The following is an 18,944-nucleotide window of genomic DNA, read 5'->3' as shown; positions in this document are numbered from 1 at the left end:
ATCGCGAGGCCCCTGGGGTCCGTTAGAGAGGCGGCGCGCTCGGATGGCACAGATCGTCGGTGGCGGACGCCCGGTCAACGACGCCGAGCGACGGGTCATCGCGCACCTGCGGGACAACGCGCCCGGCGACTGGCTGCTGCTGCACAACATCGAGGTCCCGAGGGACGACGACGTCTTCGAGGTCGATCTGGTCGTGCTGACCGGCCACTCGTTGTGCGTCATCGACGTCAAGGGGACGCGCGGCCGGATCGAGGTGTCGGGGACCCGCTGGTTCCCCGCGCGGCGCAGCGCGTTCGGGTCCCCGGTGAGCAAGCTGCGGGGCAACGGGCGGGCGCTCAAGGGCGTGCTCGTGCGCGAGCGCGGCGAGCTGGACCGCGTCTACGTCGACAGCGTCGTCGTGCTGACCGGGCCGGACGCCGAGCTGGTCGACCCGGCCGGGCGCGACTCCCGGCACGTCACCGACCTGGCGGGCCTGATCGGCACGCTGAGCGACGCCTCGCGGGTACGGCGCGGCTACACCACCGACGTCGGACCGTACCGGACCGCGATCATCGAGGCGCTGAACGGCAGCGTGCGGCGCTCGACCACGCCGCCCCGGTTCGGCAACTGGGAGGTCGAGGAGGAGCTCGGCGGCGACGCCCGGGTCACCGAGTACCGCGCGGTCAACGCGACGGTCCGCGGCGGCGAGACCGTTCTGCTGCGGGTGTACCGGGCCGACCCGCTGGCCGAGGAGGGGCCGCGGGAGGCCGAGCGGCGGCTGATCACCAACGCCTACCAGTCCCTGACCAGGATCCCGCCGCACCCCTGCGTCGTCCGCTCCCGCGACTTCTTCGCCGTCGACGACGAGAGCCGGTTCGTGCTCGTCCTGGACGACGTGCACGGCCAGGCGCTGCACCTGCACCTGCCCTCCCGCCCGGGACGGCACGCGCTCCCGCCGCGGGCGCGGCTCGCCGTGGTGGAGGACATGCTGCACGGCCTCGCCCACGTCCACGCCAACAACGTCATCCACCGGGCGCTCACCCCCGCCTGCGTGCTGGTGGTCGAGGGCGGCCACGCGATGCTGACCGGCTTCGACTACGCCAAGCCGGGGACCCGCCTCCACACGGTGGCCAACGAGCTGCCCAACGTGCTCGACACCCACTACGTGGCTCCCGAGTGCCAGGCCCGGCCCGACCTGATGACGACGGCCTCCGACGTCTACGCGGCCGGAGTGATCGCCTTCCAGCTGCTGACCGGCTCCCTGCCGCCGGCGGGCCCGGACGCCGAGCCCGCCGCGGGCGCCGAGGCGGCGGACGGCGTCGCGCCCGAGGTGATGGACCTGCTGCGCCGCATGCGCGACGTCACGCCCGCCAAGCGGCCCTCCGCGGCCGAGGCCCTCACCGCCCTGCTCCGGGCCCGCGACGGCCTGTCCCCGGTCCCGCCCCAGTTCGCGGCTCCGATCCCGCCCCAGTTCGCGGCTCCGGTCCCGGCCGACCCCGCGCCGGAGCCGTCCGCGCAGCGGGAGCCCGGCCGCCTGGACAGGTTCCGCAAGGTCTTCCGCCGCATCTCGGGCAACGACTGACGGCTCCCTTCCGGAGACGGCCGCCCGCCGCTCCCATAAAACCCTAATTACCTACCAATTGTGTTGACTTTACTCCCCGCCCGATCTACGTTGGGAGCGTGACGAACGCGGTCCCCCTGATCACCCGCGGTCACGTGGATCTCTGCCGCGTGGCCAGCGCGCTGTGTCGCCCCTTCCAGCCGTAGCCCCCACCCCTCTCTGGAAGGACCCACCAGCCATGACCTCTCTGTCCATCGCCCCCATCACCGGCCGGATCGGCGCCGAGATCGCCGGCGTGCGGCTCGGCGGCGACCTGCCCGCCAACGTGGTCGCCGAGATCCGCCTGGCCCTGCTCACCCACAAAGTGGTCTTCTTCCGCGGCCAGGAGCACCTCGACGAGGACGGCCAGACGGCCTTCGCCCGGCTGCTCGGCGAGCTGACCACCGCCCACCCGACCGTGCCCGCCCTCGACCGCAACGCCCACATCCTCGACCTCGACTACAGCGGCGGCCAGAAGGTCGACCGCTGGCACACCGACGTCACCTTCGTCGACCGGCCGCCCGCCGCCTCCGTGCTGCGCGCGATCACCGTCCCCCCGGCGGGCGGCGACACGCTGTGGGCCAACACCGTGACCGCCTACGAATACCTCCCCGCCGAGCTGCGCGACCTGGTGGACCGGCTGCGCGCCGTGCACACCAACCAGTTCGACTACGCCCGCGTCGCCGCCGCGGAGAACCCGGAGCGGGCCCGGGCGCACGCCGAGGTCTTCGCCTCCACCGTCTTCGAGACCGAGCACCCCGTGGTGCGGGTGCACCCCGAGACCGGGGAGCGCTCGATCCTGCTGGGCGACTTCGCCCGGCGGCTGGCCGGCCTGTCCGCCTCGACCTCGGCCTCGATCATCCGGCTGGTCCAGGACGAGGTCACGGCGGTGGAGAACACCGTGCGCTGGCGGTGGGCCCCGGGCGACGTGGCCGTCTGGGACAACCGGGCCACCCAGCACCGGGTCGTGCACGACTTCGGCGACCGGCCGCGCCGCCTGCACCGCGTCACCATCGCCGGCGACGTCCCGGTGGGCGTGGACGGCAGGCCCAGCTCCGTGCTGGCCGGTGACGCCGCCGCCTACTCCCCCGTCGCCGCCTGACCCGTGACCGCCCCGCCCCGGCCGCCCGAGGCGGCCGGGGCCTCCCTCACGCTCCCAGGGACGACATCATGAGCTTCGCAGGACGCCTCGGCCGTACGGTGGCCGACTCCGCCCCGTGGTGGCCCGAGCCGGTCCGCGCCCCCGAGGGCGCGCCGAACATCGTCGTGGTCCTCCTCGACGACATGGGCTTCGCCGACGTCGGGCCGTTCGGATCGGAGATCGAGACCCCCACGCTGGACCGGCTGGCCGCCTCCGGCCTGCGGTTCACCAACTACCACACGACTCCGCTCTGCTCCCCCTCACGCGCCTCGCTGCTGACCGGACTCAACCACCACCGGGCCGGGTACGCCTTCGCCGCCAACGCCGACCCGGGTTTCCCCGGCTACACCTTCGAGATCGCCGACGACGTGCCGACCCTCCCGGAGACCCTGCGCGAGGCCGGATACGCCACCTTCGCGGTCGGCAAGTGGCACCTCACCAAGGACGCCACCATGAACGACGGCGCGCCCCGCTCCTCGTGGCCGACGCAGAAGGGGTTCGACCGCTTCTACGGCATCCTCGAAGGGCTGACCGGCCTGCATCACCCGCACCGGCTGGTCCGCGACAACTCCCCCGTCGAGATCGACGCCTATCCCGAGGGCTACTACCTCACCGACGACCTCACCGACCAGGCCATCGGGATGATCAAGGCGCTGCGGGCGCACGACGCGCGCAAGCCGTACTTCCTCTACCTCGCCCACCCGGCGGTGCACGGACCGCTCCAAGCCAAGCCCGCCGACATCGCGAAGTACCGGGGGAAGTACGCCGCGGGGTGGGACACGCCGCGCGAGGATCGCTTCGCCCGCCAGCTCGCCGGGGGCCTGTTCCCGCAGGGCACGGCCCTGCCGCCGCGCAACTCCGAGCAGTTCCACGACGTGCCCGCCTGGGACTCCCTCCCGCAGGAGGAGCGCGAGCTGTTCGCGCGCTACCAGGAGGTCTACGCCGCGATGGTCGACAACGTCGACCAGAACCTGGGCCGCCTGCTCTCGGTGATCGAACGGTACGGCGAGCTGGACGACACCATCGTGATCTTCACCTCCGACAACGGCGGCACCGGCGAGGGCGGGGTGCGCGGCACCCGGTCGTACTTCAAGCAGTTCGGCCGGCGGGCGAACCTGCCCGGCGACTGGACGCTCGACGTGCCCCGCGACCCGGAGCTGATCGGCGGGCCGCAGACGATGGTCCACTACCCCCGCGGCTGGGGCATGGCCTCCAACACGCCGTTCCGGCTCTACAAGGGAACCACCCACGCCGGCGGCGTGCGCGTGCCGTTCGTGCTCTCCTGGCCCCGGGGCCTGGCCGGAGCACGCGGGGACGGGCCTGCGCACGCGCTACCAGTACGTCACCGACGTGCTGCCCACCCTGCTGGAGCTGGCCGGGGTGACCCGGCCGCGGGAATGGCGGGGCAAGGAGGCCGTCCCACTCGACGGGAACTCCTTCTCCGACGCCCTGACAGACCCGGCCGCGCCGAGCACGCACGCCGAGCAGTACGCCGAGATGACCGGCAACCGGGCCTTCTACCGCGACGGCTGGAAGCTGGTCACCCTGCACCGGCCCGGCCGCCCGCACGACGAGGACCCCTGGGAACTGTACGACCTGCGCACCGATCCCACCGAGACCCGCGACCTCGCCGCCGACCGGCCGGAGCTGGTCGGGGAGCTGGCCGCGGCCTGGGAGCGGGCGGCCTGGGACAACCAGGTGTTCCCCCTCGACGACGGCACCGGCTACCTGTGGACGGCCCGCCCGCCTGGACGGCGTGCAGATGCTGATCGGCCTGGCCCCCATGGAGGGGATCGACGTCGGGATCGACCGCCGCTCCCCCGTCTCCTGGCCCGTCTACGAGCGTCACGGCGCCTTCCCCTACAGCGGCGACCTGATCTCGGTCACCTATCTGCCGGGCGAGCCCGCCGACTACGATCCGCGGGAGGTTCTGGCCGCCCTGCGCGCGGCGGCCGAGTCGTACGACTGAGGGGACGGGCACCCGGCGCGGGAGCCCGTTTTCCTCAAAACGTTTTAAGAATTTTCGGGAAGGAGTAGTCCATCCGGCCTCGCCCCAATGCCGTATACATCCCTCGGCAAGGCGATTCTCCTCCCGGTATGGCACATAAGTTCATGACACGTTTTAATCAGCGATGTCACTGAACCCCCTCCCGGAAGGGCGTCCATGCACCGCGCCTCCTTCACCCTCGACCCCGCCTTCTCCGTCGGCGCCGTCGATCCCCGGCTGTTCGGCTCGTTCGTCGAGCACCTGGGCCGCTGCGTCTACACCGGCGTCCACGAACCCGGCCACCCCGCCGCCGACGATAACGGCTTCCGCCGCGACGTGCTGGACCTGGTGCGCGAGATGGGCGTCACGGTCGTGCGCTACCCGGGCGGCAACTTCGTCTCCGGCCACCGCTGGGAGGACGGCGTCGGCCCGGTCCGGCGGGCCCGGCTGGAGCCCGCCTGGCGGTCGGTCGAGACCAACGAGTTCGGCCTGGGCGAGTTCGCGGCCTGGGCGCGCGCGGCCGGGATCGAGCCGATGATGGCGGTCAACCTCGGCACCCGCGGCGTGCAGGAGGCCTGCGACCTGCTGGAGTACGCCAACCACCCGGGCGGCACCCACCTGTCGGACCTGCGGGCCGAGCACGGCGACGCCGAGCCGTACGGCATCCGGATGTGGTGCCTGGGCAACGAGATGGACGGCTCCTGGCAGATCGGGCACCGGCCCGCCGCCGACTACGGCAAGCTGGCCGCGGCCACCGCCCGCGCCATGCGGATGATCGACCCGGGTCTCGAACTGGTGGCCTGCGGCAGCTCCCACCACAGCATGCCGACCTTCGGCGCGTGGGAGGAGGAGGTCCTGACGGCCGCCTACGACGACGTCGACCACGTGTCGCTGCACGCCTACTACCGCGAGGAGAACGACGACCCGGCCAGCTTCCTCGCCTCCGGCTCGGCCATGGAGGACTTCATCGAGGACGTGGTGGCCACCTGCGACCACGTGCGGGCGAAGCTGAAGCGGCGCAAGCGGATCAACCTGTCGTTCGACGAGTGGAACGTCTGGTACATGAAGCCGATGGAGGAGGAGGCCCAGCCCTGGGAGCGCGCGCCCCGGCTGCTGGAGAACACCTACTCGCTCACCGACGCGGTCGCCGTGGGCGGCATGCTGATCGCCCTGCTCCGGCACGCGGACCGGGTCAAGATCGCCTGCCAGGCCCAGCTGGTCAACGTGATCGCGCCCATCATGACCGAGCCCGGCGGCCCCGCCTGGCGCCAGGCGACCTTCCACCCGTTCGCCCAGGCCGCCCGGTACGGCCGGGGCGAGGTGCTGCGGGTCGAGCCCGTCTCCCCGACCGTCGAGACCGCCGCCTACGGCGAGACACCGCTGCTGCACGCGACGGCCGTGCGGGACGCGGAGAGCGGCACGGTCACCGTCTTCGCTGTCAACCGCGCGCTGGACGGGCCGATGGAGCTGACCGCGGACGTGCGTGCCCTGAACACCCCGGACGCCCCGGACGGGCTCCGGGTGCTCTCCCACGAGGTGCTCGCCGACGACGACCGGCACGCGAAGAACACCCGCGAGAACCCCGACCGGGTACGGCCCCGCCCGCTGGAGGGGGCCGACGCGGCCGCGGTGGACGGCGGCCGGCTCCGGGCCGTGCTCCCGCCCCTGTCCTGGAACGTCATCCGCCTCGGCCGCTGATCGCGGACCGGTGGAAGACCGTCCCCGCGGCCCGGTCGGGACCGCGGGGACGGCATCCGTGCCCCGGACCGGCCGGGGTCCAGCGTGCGGGGAGCGGGGTCCGCTCCCCGCAGCCGGCCGGGGTCACGTCGTGGCGAGCTCGTCCCCGACGAGGGCGAGGTTCTGGATGGCGGCCAGGCCGTACTGGGCGGCGTCGTTGGTGGAGACGAACGGGGCCTCGGTGACCGGCATGAGCACGGCCGGGCCGCGCACCTCGGTCAGCCGCCAGCCGGGCTCCCGCTGCAGCGGGTTGACGTTGAGCTGGTCGCCCTCGTCGTGGAAGAACTTCCGCCAGGCGAGCCGGGCGAGCTCCGCGTCGCCGGTGCGGGCGGCGGCGTAGGCGGCGAGCCTGCTGTGCGCCTGGATCATCGAGATGCCGCTGAGTGCCCGGCCGACCTCGGCGGCCTGCCGCTCGGCGGGGGCCAGGTAGAGCCGGCAGTAGTCCAGCCAGGCCCGCTCGAAGCCGGGCACGCCCAGCTCCAGGTCGATCAGCTCGGCGCAGATCTCCGGGAGCCCGAACAGCGCCGACAGGTGGGAGACGTCGACGGCCTCCCGGGTGGTGTCGAACCGGCCGGTGACCAGGTCCAGGCGGGCCTCACCGGTGAGGAAGCCGTACGGCAGCGCCCCGATGCCGGCCATCGTGCCCAGCAGCCGGTCCCGGGCCCGCTCGTCGCCGTGCCGCTCCCAGCGGGTGAGCCAGGCTGCGGCCAGCGCCCCCCAGTCCACGCCCAGGCCCACCGAGAGGGCTGCCGGGTCGGGGGTGTAGACGTCCCGGCGGACCTTGCGCAGCGGGTCGAGGGCGAGGAACGTCTCCTCGGGCGCGGCCAGCTCGTCGAGCAGGTCCCCGGTGCGCTCGTCGGCGGTCAGGTAGTAGAGGAAGCGCCGGTAGGCGGCGTTGGAGACGCGCAGCTGTTTGCAGCTGCACCCCCAGTGCTGCACGTTGTGCCGGGAGCCCAGGCCCTTCCACCGGCCCAGGTGGTAGACGTCCACCTCGCCGGTGTGCCGGGTCATCGCCTCGGCCAGGCGGAAGACGTCGGCCCGCCCGGTGCGCAGATACTGGTACCACAGCCACAGGTCCGGCGAGAGCTCGGAGTTGTCCCAGGCGTAGCCGCCGACGTCGTAGCGCCAGGTGTGCCGGTCGGGGTCGTAGGCGTGCATGACGTCGCCGTAGTCCCAGAACCCGTACCAGCGGCGCTCCTCGCGCTGGCGCGCGTAGAAGTCCGACAGGAAGTCCAGCCGGTCCTCGATCGCCGCGGCGGCCGGGACGGACCGGTCGGGCGGCGACCAGGTGCCGAACACGCCCGCCATCCGCATCCGCCCGGGGGTGACGGTCAGCAGGCCGGGGCTCTCCAGCAGGGCGGCGTACTCGGCCAGCTCGGCGGCGGGCGGGGTGGCCGGGCAGGCCCGCAGGGTCAGCTCGTGGGTGCGGGCGACGCCGTGCGGGTCGCCGAAGCCGGGCTCATGGTCCTCGTAGGTGATCTCCAGTCCTTCGAGCTGCCCGGCGTGGGTGTCCTGGCCCATCCCGTCGTGCCAGAAGCGCAGGTCCATGGGCGGGGCGCCGGGCGACCAGAGCCAGACGACGGCCGTGGCCAGGTCGGTGGCGGCGCCTCGGATGTCGAGCCGGGTGGGGTGCAGCCGCCAGAAGTCGCGCAGCCCGAAGCCCAGGCCGCCGCCGGCGCCGCCGACGTAGCCGTACCCCCGCGACCGCGTGCCCGCCGGGACGGTGACCCAGGCGTGGCCGGGCGCGGTGCGCTTGCGCAGGGTGAAGCCGTCGGCGCTGCCCTGATCGAGGGTGTAGTCGTTCCAGGCCGGGATCAGGTGCAGGCGCCCGGCCACCTCGGGGTCACCGATCTCGCCGACCGGACGGCCCTCGGCCTGCGCCCGCCGTACGGCCTCGCCCGGGTCGCGGCGCAGGCCGGTCAGTCCCCGGACGGCCTCGGTGAGGAAGCCCTCCGCGCCGGCCAGCCGGACGTGCCGGTCGTGGAGCGCGTCGCGCATGACCACCCGCGCCCGCAGGCCCAGCCCGGCGAGGAAGTCGCGGGAGGCGTCGCCGTCCCAGACGAAGGAGTGCACGACGCGCACGTCCGCCGCCCCGGCGTAGAAGTACAGGCGCACGGTGAACGGCAGCCAGGACGCGTCCTCTCCGGCGGCCTCCCCCGCGTCCTTGCCGAGCGCTTCCCCCAGGCCCTTCCCGAGTGTCTCCCCCGCGTCCTTCCCGGCGTCCCCCGCGGGGCCCCGGTCCGGGACGTGCCGTCCCTCCAGCCGCACGACCGCGCGGACCGGGCCGTCCTGCTCGACGACGATCCGCGAGATCCTCCCCGTGTACGGCTCGCGGACGCGCGAGCCGTCCTCGTCGGGGGTGTCCTGGCGCAGGCTGACCAGGCGCACCTCGCGTGCGATCTCGGCGCCGCCGTACGTGACGGACGTGATCAGATCTGTCCCGGAGAGGGCCCAGGCGACCGGTCCGGTGGAGACCCGGAGCACGTCGCCGTCGCGGGTGACCGTCACCGGCTCCTGCGGCGCGGCGGGTCCGGCGCCGGGGATCAGCTCGTAGGAGCCGGCGGGCGCGGCCTGCGGGCCGATGGCGTGGGCCGACCACTTGACCGAGCCGTCGGGCCAGGTGGCGGTGGTCCAGCTCTGCACGGGGACGCCGCCGGCGAGCGCGAAGGGGGTGCCGGGCCGTACGGCGCCGCGCGGCCAGGGAACGCCCCACGTCACCCCCTGGCGGCACGGCCGCTCCAGCCAGCGCAGCACCGTCACCGCCCCGGCCCCGACGTCTCCGGCCGCGGCCTCTCCGGGCATCCCCTCTCCGGTCGCCTCCTCGGCCGTCACTCCTTCACCGATCCGATCAGCACGCCCTTGGCGAAGTACTTCTGCAGGAACGGGTAGAAGAGCAGGATCGGCAGCGTCGCGATGACGATGACCGCGAACTTCAGGCCCTCCGCCGGGAAGAAGACCGAGTCGAGCTGGGCGAGGGCGTTCTCCGCGTCGGCGCTGGTGAGCTGGCGGACCAGCACCTGGAGCGTCCACTTGCTGGAGTCGTCGATGTACAGCAGCGGCGAGACGTAGTCGTTCCAGATGCCCACCGCGTAGAACAGCGAGAACGTGGCGATGATCGGCTTGGAGAGCGGGAGAACGATCCTGAAGAAGACGCCCATCTCGCTGCAGCCGTCGATGCGCGCCGCCTCCTCCAGCGCCTGCGGCAGCTCCTGGAAGAAACTCTTCACGATGATCAGGTAGAACGGGTTGATCGCCAGCGGCAGGATCAGCGCCCAGTAGCTGTCGAGCAGCCCCAGGTCGCGCACCACCAGGTAGGTGGGGACCATGCCGCCGCTGAACACCAGTGTGAAGATGACCAGGTTCAGCACCAGAGCGCGGCCCGGCAGATAGCGTTTGGCCAGCGGGTAGGCCATGGTGAAGGTCAGCATGACCTGGACCACCGTGCCCACCGCCGTCACGCAGACCGTGGTGATCAGGGCGCGGACGAAGGTGCCGGTGCCGAAGATGTACTCGTAGGTGTCGGTGACGAACTTCTCCGGCCAGAGGAAGAACGGCCGCGTGGCGATCTCCGACTCGGTGGCGAACGACCCGGCCAGGACGTAGAGCAGCGGCAGCACCGTGATCAGGGCCAGGCCGGTGAGCAGCACGATGTTGAGCGTGTCGAACACGCGGCTGCCGAGGGACTTGTAGTGGTTGACCGACATGCCGGGCGCTCCCTTAGAACAGTCCGCGCTGGCCCAGGCGCTTGGCCAGCCAGTTGGAGCCGAAGATCAGGACGACGCCGGCCAGGCCCTTGAACAGGCCGACGGCGGTGGAGTAGCTGAAGGCGCCCTGGGTGATGCCGACGTAGTAGACGTAGCTGTCGAACACGTCGGCGACCGAGCGGTTCAGCGAGTTCGTCATCAGCCAGATCTGCTCGAAGCTGGAGTCGAGCAGGTTGCCCGAGGTCAGGATGGCCATGACCACGATCGTGGGGCGGATGGCGGGCAGCGTGATGTGCCAGAACTGCCGCCAGCGCCCGGCGCCGTCCATCCGGGCCGCCTCGTACAGGTTCGGGTCCACGCCGGCCAGCGCCGCCAGGTAGATGATCGTGCCCCAGCCGGTCGCCTTCCAGAGCGTCTGCATGATGATGATCGGCCGGAACCAGTCCGCCTGCGCGACGTAGTCGGTCCTGGGGCCGCCGAGCACGCCCTGGATGAAGTTCGCGATCACTCCGAAGTCCACCGCGAACAGCAGGTACGTCAGGGAGGCGACGATCGTCCAGGACAGGAAGTGCGGGATGTAGATCAGGGACTGGACGGAGCGTTTGAGCACGTTGACCCGGAGTTCGTTCAGCATCAGCGCGACGATGATCGGCGCCGGGAAGACGAAGATCACCGTCAGCAGCGCGAGGATCAGCGTGTTGGAGAGCAGGCGGCCGAAGTCGGGCCCGGTGAACAGGTCCTCGAAGTGCTTGAAGCCGACCCATTCGCTGCCCGAGTAGCCGAGGAACGGCACGAAGTCCTGGAAGGCGATCGTCAGGCCGTACATCGGCAGGTACTTGAAGACCGCGAAGTAGGCCAGTCCCGGGATGAGCATCAGGTACAACCAGCGGTAGCGCCGCAACGCGGTGCGGATCGGCACCTTCTCGGAGCCGCGCCCGGGCTCGGGGACCGCCTTCACGGGAGGCGGCGCCAGGTCGGTGGCCATCGCGGCCTCCTCTCGGGAGGGGGCCCGGCGCCGGCGCCGGGCCCCGTCAAGGTCGGGTCAGCTGCCGCCGAGCTTGGCGTGCAGGTCGTTGATCTCGGTGATGACCTGGTCGCCGCCGCTCTCGTGCCAGCGCTTGATCTCGGCGCGGAGCTGCTCCTCGGTGATCTCACCGGCCAGGAACTTGACCCGGGCGTCGGAGACGATGGGGTCGAGGGTCGCGCCCTTGCTGACGTAGGTGGGCGAGACGATCGGCAGGGTCGGATTGTGCACCGCCGTCTGCAGGTCGAGCTCCGTCAGCTCCTTGCGCAGCCGGAGGTTCTCCCGCTCGGCCTCGCTGGCCGGCATCGCGTCGTAGACGCCCATGCCGATGGTGGCCCAGGTGCCGAGCTGGATGAAGGCGAAGTCGACGTCGTTGTTGATGGTCTTGACCGCGGGGTCGTCGTCGCCGATCGGCACGTCGTGGCCGTTCTCCAGCTTGAAGTTGCGGCCCTCGATGCCGTTGGCCAGCAGGGTCTGGCCCTCCTTGGTGGCCAGCTTGTCCAGGGTCTTCAGCACCTCGTCGAGCTCGGCCTCGGTGCGCACGCTCTGCTTGGAGACGGCCAGGAAGCCGTTGTAGCCGTCGAAGGGGTAGGAGAACTTCTGGCCGTCGGAGCGCTTGAGGTTGCCGCCCATCGCGAGCTTGTCGCCGTAGTTCTCCGGGTCCTGCTCCTTGAGCAGGCCGTACATCTGGGTGGCGCGGACGTTGACGTCGATGATGATGCCGCCCTTGCCCTGGTAGAACGGGTCGTTCCACTTGCCCGAGTCGAGGGTGGCGAAGTCCGGGTTGACCAGGCCCTCCTCGACCATCTTCTTCAGCCACCGGTTGGCGGTGTAGAACTCCTCGGTGTCGAAGGCGGGCACGAGCCTGCCGCCGCGGTCGCCGTAGCAGTTCGGGGCGCCGAACCAGGTCTCGATCACGTTGTACGGGCTGGAGCTGCAGAAGACCGGGGTGGGCCACTTGGGGATGATGAGCCCGTAGGTGTCCTTCTTGCCGTTGCCGTCCGGGTCCTTCTCGGTGAAGGCCTTGGCGACCTCGTAAAGGTCGTCCACGGTCTCCGGGACCTTCAGGCCGAGCTTGTCCAGCCAGTCCTTGCGGTACAGCACGGCCGAGCGGAGCAGCGGGCGGACCCGGTAGATGCCGTAGACCTTGCCGTTGATGGAGGCGTTCCGCTCGGCCTGCTCGGACTTGGCCTTCAGGTTCGGGTACTTGTCCAGCTTGTCGGTGAGCTCCCAGAACGCCCCGGCCTGCGCGGCCTGGACGAACGAGGGGATCTTGCCTTGGACCACCATGACCTGCGGGATCGTGTCCGAGGCGAGCGTCACGTTGGTCTTGTCCTGGTACTCGGCGTTGGGCACCCAGGTGATCTTGAGCTTCTTGCCGAGGAGCTTCTCGACCGCCTGCTGCACCTCGCCCTTGGGGTCGGGGGCGGTGCCGAACAGCGGGACCATCATGGTCAGCTCGTTGCTCGTCGCCTGCCCCCCTCCCTCGTCACCGCCGCAGGCGGAGGCGAGGAGGGCGGTTGTCAGCGCGACCGTTCCGGCGAGCAGCCGGCGGGGGGTGGTTTTCATCGGGTGCCTTTCGGGGGAAGATGCGCCTCGTTCTCGGCGAAGAAACGCAGACAGAGCCAGGTGTCGAGCTGGATCCAGGCGCCGGCGGCCAGCGCCAGCGCCAGGAACGGGAAGGTCGCGGCGGCGAACGCCACCGCCGTGAAGACGAAGAGCAGCAGGACCGTGGAGGCCGGGCGCGCGAGGGCCAGCCGCGACGCCCTCGGCAGGCAGGCCAGGGGCCGCAGGTCGTAGTGGACGTACATGGGCAGCAGGTAGGTCGTGACCGCCGCCAGCGTGACCAGTCCCGCGAGCGTCGCCAGCCCGGGCGGGGCCGTCCCCAGCCCGAGGGCCGAGAAGTACAGGTAGTTGCCGTACAGCACGCCCGCCACCGCCAGCGGCGGCAGGACCAGCAGCGAGCCGCGGGCGAACTCCCGGCGGTAGGCGCCCGCGAACTCCGGCCAGAGCCGGACCGCCTCGCCTCTCGCGTGCCGCCGGGCCAGCGTGTACGCCGCGACGGTCGCGGGCCCGACGCCCAGGACCACCCCGCCGGCGAGTGTGAACACGATCCAGGCGAGGTTGAGCCGGACCGCCCACACCAGCTCGTCGCAGGCCGCGTAGAGCCTGATCGGCCAGGCGGTCATCGGTCACCCCCGGGGGTGACCCGCAGGTTCGCGTACTCTCCGATCATCGGGGCCATCTGCCGGAAACCGATCTTCCCGCCGGACAGCGGCCGCTCGTCCCGCCAGCGGAACGAGACCAAATCGGCGACCTCGAAGGTGATCTCGCCCCGGTGGACGGTCAGGCGCATCGGGTACGGGCCCTGGGCGTCCAGCACCGCCGGGAGCGGGTCCGCGCCCTGCGCGACGAGGTGGAAGCCGTGGCTCTTGCGCAGGTTGCAGGTGTGCAGCCGGCGCTCGGACGGCCACATGCGGCGGAAGTAGGACACGTGGTAGGCGTCCAGGTCGCCGTGGTGGTACTGCTCGTAGGGGCCGGTCCGCGGGGCGAGGTCGAACAGGTCCTCACCCCGCCTGCCCCGGGCGTGGAAGAACAGGATGCACAGGCCCGGCTCGTGGACGGGCCAGAAGTCCCACTCGACGGTGACGTCCGCGGGGAAGTCCTCGGGACACCACAGGACGATGTTGGCGTCCTGCCCGTCCCCGGGGGGACGCAGGCTCTCCAGCCGGAGCCTGCCCCGGGGGAACGAGATCGCCCCCTCCCCCTCCATGCGGAAGCCGTCGAGGTCCGCGGGCGAGGCGAGGGGGTTGCGGTACAGCATGCCGTCGCCTTTCCTGAGTGGTCGTCATTACGTGTAAGCGCTTTCCCGTATACGGTGCGTCACCCTCTCTCCGCTGAGGAGAGAGGGGGCGTGCCTCTCACAGGGCGGGCCGCCCGGCCGGCCGCGTGCCCCGGGCGGTCCGGGCGTCATGCCCGATCGGTCAGCCGTCCGGCTCCCGGACGATCCGGACCCCGCCCGCCGGCACGGGCACGGACTCGCCGTCCGGCACCGTCACCACGGCGTCGTCGCCGGTATGGTTGATCACGAACAGGTAGGACGGGCCGCCGGCGTGCGCCCGCCGTACGACCTCGACCCCGGCCGGCGCCTCGGCGACCGGTTCCACCCCCGCCTCGGCGCACGCGGCGGCGAGCACGGCGGCCAGGGTGGCGTCGTCGGGCCGGGTGGTCACGTAGTGCGCCGTCCCCCCGCCCCAGGCGTTGCGGGTCCAGGCGGGCGCGCCGGCCAGCGGCCCGTCCGCGTAGGAGTCGAGGACCTCGGCGGTCACCGCGTGGGCCGCCTCGCTCCAGACCCGGCCGGTGCCGCCGCCGGTCAGGCGCAGCGTGCCGCCGGGCGGGAGCGGGAAGAACTCCTCGACGTTCACCCCGAGCAGCTCACGCCAGGCTCCGGGGTAGCCGCCGAGCCGCACCCGGTCGTGTTCGTCGACGATGCCGCTGTACGGCCCGGCCACCGCGGTCCCGCCCCGCCGGACGAACTCCTCCAGGTTCGCCGCCCCGGCGTCGCTCACCAGGTAGAGCGCGGGGACCAGCACCAGCCGGTAGCCGGACAGGTCGCCCTCGGGGCGGGCCAGGTCGCAGGTGATCCCGGCCCGCCAGAGCGCGGCGTGCCAGCGCTTGGCCTCCTCGACCGGGTCCATGTCGCAGGTGGGCTGGGCGGGATGGTCCTGGGCCCAGACGCTCGCGTGGTCGAACAGGATCGCCGCCTCGGCGCGGACCGTGCTCCCGGCCACCTCGGCGAGCCCGGCCAGCTCGGCGCCGAGCGCGGCCGTCTCGCGCCAGATCTTGGTCCCGGTGCCGGCGTGCGGCAGCATCGCCGAGTGCCACTTCTCGGCCCCGGCGCGCGAGGCCCGCCACTGGAAGAACATGATCGCGTCGGCTCCCCTGGCCAGATGGGCCAGGGAGTTGCGGCGCAGCTCGCCGGGGGTCTTGGCGAAGTTGCGGGGCTGCCAGTTGACCGCGCTGGTGGAGTGCTCCATCAGCAGCCACGGGCGGCCCCCGTTCAGGGAGCGGGCGTAGTCGGCGGCGAAGGCCAGGTCGACGTGCGGCTCCTCGCGCTCGCCGATCAGATAGTGGTCGGTGGCGACCACGTCCACCTCGGCGGCGAAGGACCGGCAGTCCATGTCCATGTGCGCCCCGGCCATCAGGTTCGTGGTGACCGGGACCTCCGGGGTGATCTTCTTCAGCAGGTCCCGTTCCGCCGTGTAGAGCTCGACCAGCGCGTCGGAGCTGAAGCGGCGGAAGTCGAGCTGCTGGCCGGGGTTGGTGAAGGACGGGGTGGCCCGGGGCGGCAGGATCTGCTCCCAGTCGCCGTAGCGCTGGGACCAGAACGCCGTCCCCCAGGCGTCGTTGAGCGCCTCCAGGGTGCCGTGACGCCCGCGCAGCCAGTCGCGGAACGCCGCGGCGGAGGTGTCGCAGTAGCAGCGGGCGTTGTGGCAGCCGTACTCGTTGTGCACGTGCCACATGGCCAGCGCCGGGTGCCCGGCGTAGCGCCGCGCGACCCGCTCGGCGATCTCCAGGGCCTTGTCCCGGTAGACCGGCGAGCTGGGGCAGAAGCCCTGGCGGCTGCCGTGGTGCAGCCGCCGCCCGTCGGCGTCGACCGGCAGGGCCTCGGGGTGGGCGTGGCCGAACCACGGCGGCGGCGCGGCGGTCGGGGTGGCCAGGCACGCCTCGACGCCCGCGCCGGCCAGCAGGTCCAGCGCCCGGTCGAACCAGCCGAAGTCGTAGACGCCCTCGGCCGGCTCCAGCAGCGCCCAGGAGAAGATCCCGACGCTGACCCGCGTGACACCGGCCTCGCGCATCAGCGCGACGTCCTCGGTCCACGTCTCCTCGGGCCACTGCTCCGGGTTCCAGTCCCCGCCGTAGGCGATCCCGCCGCTCATGTTGCGCCCACCCCCCTTCACATCGGAGAGCACCACCCGCTGTGATCGTTAACATGGGTGCGTTACGTCTGCTTTACCGGGGATTAAAACGTTTCTCTACCTGCCGCACAAGACCCATTCCGCATCGCCCGGTGGCGGAGAGCGGGCCGAGCCGTCAGAATAGGGCTGCGCCGGAGACGGTTTCCGCAGGTAGAACCCATTCCCCGCGGACCCGCCCGCGCGCCCCCGCCCCCACCCGGATTACCTGAACGTTACCGACCGCGGAACTGCCGGACCTTCTTCCGGCGGCCTCCGGAGAAGAACGTTTCAATCCGGAAGCATCTTCCGAGGAGATCATCTTGTTCGTAGACATGCCGCTCGACCAGCTCCGCGAGTATCTCCCGGCCCGCCGGGAGCCCGCGGACTTCGCCGAGTTCTGGGAGCGGACCCTGACCGAGGCCCGCAAGCATGATCTCGGCGCCGTCTTCACCGAGGTGGAGACCGGTCTGGCCGAGGTGCGCTGCTCCGATGCGACCTTCGCCGGCTACGGCGGCCACCCCGTCCGCGGCTGGCTGCTGACCCCGGCCCGGGAGACCGGGCCGCTGCCGTGCGTGGTGCAGTACATCGGCTACAACGGCGGGCGCGGCTTCCCGCACGACTGGCTGCTCTGGCCGAGCGCGGGATGGGCCACGTTCGTGATGGACTCACGCGGCCAGGGCTCCGGTTCCCGGCACGGCGACACGCCCGACCCGGCCGCCGCCGGCAACCCCTCCGCGCCGGGTCGGCTCACCCAGGGCGTCTCGTCGCCCGACGACTACTACTACCGGCGGCTCTACACCGACGCCGTGCGCGCCGTGGAGGCCGCCCGCTCCCACCCCCTGGTGGACGCCTCCCGGATCGTCGTCTCCGGCGGCAGCCAGGGCGGCGGCATCGCGATGGCGGTCAGCGCGCTCGTGCCGGACCTGCTGCACGCCTTCATCGACGTGCCGTTCATGACCCACATCCGGCACGCCACCGAGATCACCGACTCCGAGCCGTACGCGGAGCTGGCCCGGTTCTTCACCGCCCAGCGGCACCGGGTGGAGGAGGTCTTCGCCACCCTGGACTACTTCGACGGGGTGAACTTCGCCGCGCGCAGCACGACCCCCGCGCTGTTCTCCGTCGCCCTGCGCGACGGGATCACCCCGCCCTCGACGGTGTTCGCCGCCTACAACCACTACGCCGGGCCCAAGGACATCCGCGTCTGGCCGTACAACGCCCACGAGGGCGGCGGCTCGGCGCAGGTGGCCGAGCAGCTCGCCGTGGCCGCCGGGCTGCGCTGAGGTCCGGCGGGGACCCGGGTCCCCGCCCGGGTCTCACGGGCCCGGGGCCCCGCCTACAGGCCCCGGCCGCCGTCGAGCCGGCGGTAGAACGGGCTGTCCGGAGTGATCTCCCCCCTGCGGACGGGGCGGGCGGTGATGGCCGAGGCGTACAGCGCGGTGGCGAACTCCATCGCGCGCCGGCCGTCGGGACCGCTCGCGAGCGGCCGCTCCCCCCGCTCGAAGGCGTCGAGCAGCGGGCCGAGCTGCGCCTCGTGCCCGCTCGGCACGTCGTGGGGCGGGTTCCACAGCGGCGAGGTGGAGCTCCAGTTCTCGTTGCGGTGGCCGTACAGGTGGCGCAGCTCGACCGTGCCCCCGGCGAAGTCGAAGCGCAGGTAGCTCTCCTCGCGCGGGGAGAGGACGCTGGTGAGCACGCTCGCCATCGCGCCGCCGTCGAAGCGCACCGCGGCCATCGAGACGTCTTCGGTCTCGACGCGCCGGTCCAGCCGTCCGGCCATCGCGCGGACCTCCGCCCAGTCGCCGAGCACCGAGAGCATCAGGTCGATCTGGTGGATGCCGTGCATCAGGGTGGTGCCGCCGCCCTCGGTGTCCCACCGGCCGCGGTACGGCACCGCGTAGTAGTCGTGGTCGCGGTACCAGGCCGTGACGCACTGCGACACCAGCGGGCGGCCCAGCGCCCCCGCCGCCGCCAGCTCGCGCAGGTGCCCGGCGCCCGAGCCGAAGCGCTGCTGGTAGACGACCGCGGCGTACGGCCCCGCGGCGCCCTCGGCCGCCTCGATCCTGTCGTACTCCGCCAGCGACCGGCACAGCGGCTTCTCGCACCACACCCACGCCCCCGCCTCCAGGCACGCGATCACCTGGTCGGCGTGCAGGTGCGACGGGGTGCAGACGAACACCAGATCGGGCCGCTCGGCGTCGAGCATCGCGGCCAGGCCGGCGTAGGCGGCCGGCACACCGTGCTCGGCCGCGAAGGCGCGGGCCCCGGCCTCGTCCACGTCGACGACGGCCACCAGCTCGACGCGGGAGCGGTGCGCCCGCACGGCGGGCACGTGGCCGTGCGCGGCGATGGCGCCCGCCCCCACGATTGCGGCTCGGATCATAGGATGACCTAACATCTAGAACGTTTTTTCTCAGAGTGCGGGCCTCCCGCCCGCTTCGTTCTGGGATGTTAACGCCATCTTGCCCGTCGCCCCTACAGGCTGACTCCTATTTGATTGATACGTTTTAAGAACGGCTCGTGGCCGCGGTCCCCGACCGCGGCCGGAGCCGGTCAGTAACGGGGCCGGGTCCGCTTCCCCCTCAGCCTGGCCAGGAGGCTCCGGGCCTTCTGCTGGTTGCGCGGGTCGCGCGCCATGGCCTTGGCCTTCTCGACGTTCCTGCGCCCCTGCGGCGTGCTCAGGTAGGCGCGAAGGCGGGATATCAGCGATGCCATGTCTCCTCCATCGTTCCGGGAAGGAACCGCTACCCCGCCGATCCCGGTCCAATCTGCCGGTGCGGCGGGGCGTGCCGGTACGGTTGCGCTGGTACGGCGCGC

General features: G+C 72.0%; 15 protein-coding genes and 2 pseudogenes. 8 read left to right on the top strand and 9 right to left on the bottom strand.

Translation table 11 applies throughout. The features are described from left to right. Positions 1 to 43 precede the first annotated feature (43 nt). The 7 genes and pseudogenes from mads6 to arfA all read left to right on the top strand — a co-directional run bounded on the left by mads6 (position 44) and on the right by arfA (position 6,405). Entirely contained in the window at positions 44 to 1,561 is a 1,518-nt protein-coding gene (gene mads6 / locus Plo01_RS32320; RefSeq protein ID WP_203894540.1) for a methylation-associated defense system protein kinase MAD6, read from the top strand. Positions 1,562 to 1,659: 98 nt separating this feature from the next. Next, the gene (locus Plo01_RS41445) at positions 1,660 to 1,746 is read left to right on the top strand and encodes a putative leader peptide (protein ID WP_373871745.1); all 87 of its coding nucleotides are present in this window, start codon (positions 1,660 to 1,662) and stop codon (positions 1,744 to 1,746) included. 32 nt (positions 1,747 to 1,778) lie between these two features. Continuing rightward, positions 1,779 to 2,681 carry a TauD/TfdA dioxygenase family protein gene (locus Plo01_RS32315; RefSeq protein WP_203894539.1) on the top strand — a complete coding sequence of 301 codons (903 nt, stop codon included), beginning with the start codon at positions 1,779 to 1,781 and terminating at the stop codon, positions 2,679 to 2,681. A 68-nt stretch (positions 2,682 to 2,749) separates the two neighbouring features. Next, positions 2,750 to 3,964, top strand: a pseudogene (locus tag Plo01_RS32310) (sulfatase-like hydrolase/transferase); the annotation flags it as partial. A 106-nt stretch (positions 3,965 to 4,070) separates the two neighbouring features. Further along, positions 4,071 to 4,298 (top strand): annotated as a pseudogene (locus Plo01_RS41440) (hypothetical protein); the annotation flags it as partial. Positions 4,299 to 4,476: 178 nt separating this feature from the next. After that, entirely contained in the window at positions 4,477 to 4,689 is a 213-nt protein-coding gene (locus tag Plo01_RS40630; RefSeq protein ID WP_239317493.1) for a hypothetical protein, read from the top strand. Between the two features lie 195 nt (positions 4,690 to 4,884). Next, positions 4,885 to 6,405, top strand: a complete 1,521-nt coding sequence (arfA, locus tag Plo01_RS32305; RefSeq protein ID WP_203894538.1) for an arabinosylfuranosidase ArfA — start codon at positions 4,885 to 4,887, stop codon at positions 6,403 to 6,405. A gap of 123 nt (positions 6,406 to 6,528) precedes the next feature. Here the strand turns inward: arfA and Plo01_RS32300 are convergent, their stop codons facing one another. From Plo01_RS32300 to Plo01_RS32270, 7 genes are all read right to left on the bottom strand, one after another. Further along, positions 6,529 to 9,276, bottom strand: coding sequence for an exo-rhamnogalacturonan lyase family protein (locus Plo01_RS32300; RefSeq protein WP_239317491.1), 2,748 nt, complete (start codon positions 9,274 to 9,276; stop codon positions 6,529 to 6,531). After that, a complete protein-coding gene (locus Plo01_RS32295) occupies positions 9,273 to 10,148 on the bottom strand; it encodes a carbohydrate ABC transporter permease (RefSeq protein ID WP_203894537.1) in 876 nt (291 codons plus the stop codon). The genes Plo01_RS32300 and Plo01_RS32295 overlap by 4 nt, the downstream gene beginning before the upstream one ends. A 13-nt stretch (positions 10,149 to 10,161) precedes the next feature. Continuing rightward, complete coding sequence (locus Plo01_RS32290) at positions 10,162 to 11,133, bottom strand: ABC transporter permease (RefSeq protein WP_203894536.1); 972 nt, start codon at positions 11,131 to 11,133, stop codon at positions 10,162 to 10,164. 57 nt (positions 11,134 to 11,190) lie between these two features. Then, positions 11,191 to 12,741: an extracellular solute-binding protein gene (locus Plo01_RS32285; RefSeq protein ID WP_239317489.1), complete on the bottom strand. Its 1,551-nt coding sequence runs from the start codon at positions 12,739 to 12,741 to the stop codon at positions 11,191 to 11,193. After that, positions 12,738 to 13,361 (bottom strand): YesL family protein, encoded by a 624-nt coding sequence (locus Plo01_RS32280; protein WP_203894535.1) that lies wholly within the window; start codon positions 13,359 to 13,361, stop codon positions 12,738 to 12,740. Before Plo01_RS32280 ends, Plo01_RS32285 begins: the two co-directional genes overlap by 4 nt. Next, positions 13,358 to 13,996: a DUF1961 family protein gene (locus Plo01_RS32275; protein ID WP_203894534.1), complete on the bottom strand. Its 639-nt coding sequence runs from the start codon at positions 13,994 to 13,996 to the stop codon at positions 13,358 to 13,360. Before Plo01_RS32275 ends, Plo01_RS32280 begins: the two co-directional genes overlap by 4 nt. Positions 13,997 to 14,156: 160 nt before the next feature. Beyond that, on the bottom strand, positions 14,157 to 16,112 hold the full coding sequence (locus tag Plo01_RS32270) for a beta-galactosidase (RefSeq protein WP_203894533.1): 1,956 nt from the start codon (positions 16,110 to 16,112) through the stop codon (positions 14,157 to 14,159). A gap of 338 nt (positions 16,113 to 16,450) precedes the next feature. On the opposite strand from Plo01_RS32270, the gene Plo01_RS32265 reads away from it, so the two are divergent. Next, a complete protein-coding gene (locus Plo01_RS32265; RefSeq protein WP_203894532.1) occupies positions 16,451 to 17,413 on the top strand; it encodes an acetylxylan esterase in 963 nt (320 codons plus the stop codon). A gap of 53 nt (positions 17,414 to 17,466) precedes the next feature. On the opposite strand, the gene Plo01_RS32260 is transcribed toward Plo01_RS32265, so the two are convergent. Both Plo01_RS32260 and Plo01_RS32255 read right to left on the bottom strand, forming a co-directional pair. Continuing rightward, complete coding sequence (locus tag Plo01_RS32260; protein WP_239317487.1) at positions 17,467 to 18,510, bottom strand: Gfo/Idh/MocA family protein; 1,044 nt, start codon at positions 18,508 to 18,510, stop codon at positions 17,467 to 17,469. A 170-nt stretch (positions 18,511 to 18,680) separates the two neighbouring features. Then, the gene (locus Plo01_RS32255) at positions 18,681 to 18,842 is read right to left on the bottom strand and encodes a hypothetical protein (protein ID WP_203894530.1); all 162 of its coding nucleotides are present in this window, start codon (positions 18,840 to 18,842) and stop codon (positions 18,681 to 18,683) included. Positions 18,843 to 18,944: the final 102 nt, after the last annotated feature.

This window comes from Planobispora longispora (assembly GCF_016863135.1).
Taxonomy (GTDB): Bacteria; Actinomycetota; Actinomycetes; order Streptosporangiales; family Streptosporangiaceae; genus Planobispora; species Planobispora longispora.
This window is presented reverse-complemented; position numbering and strand designations above follow the sequence as displayed.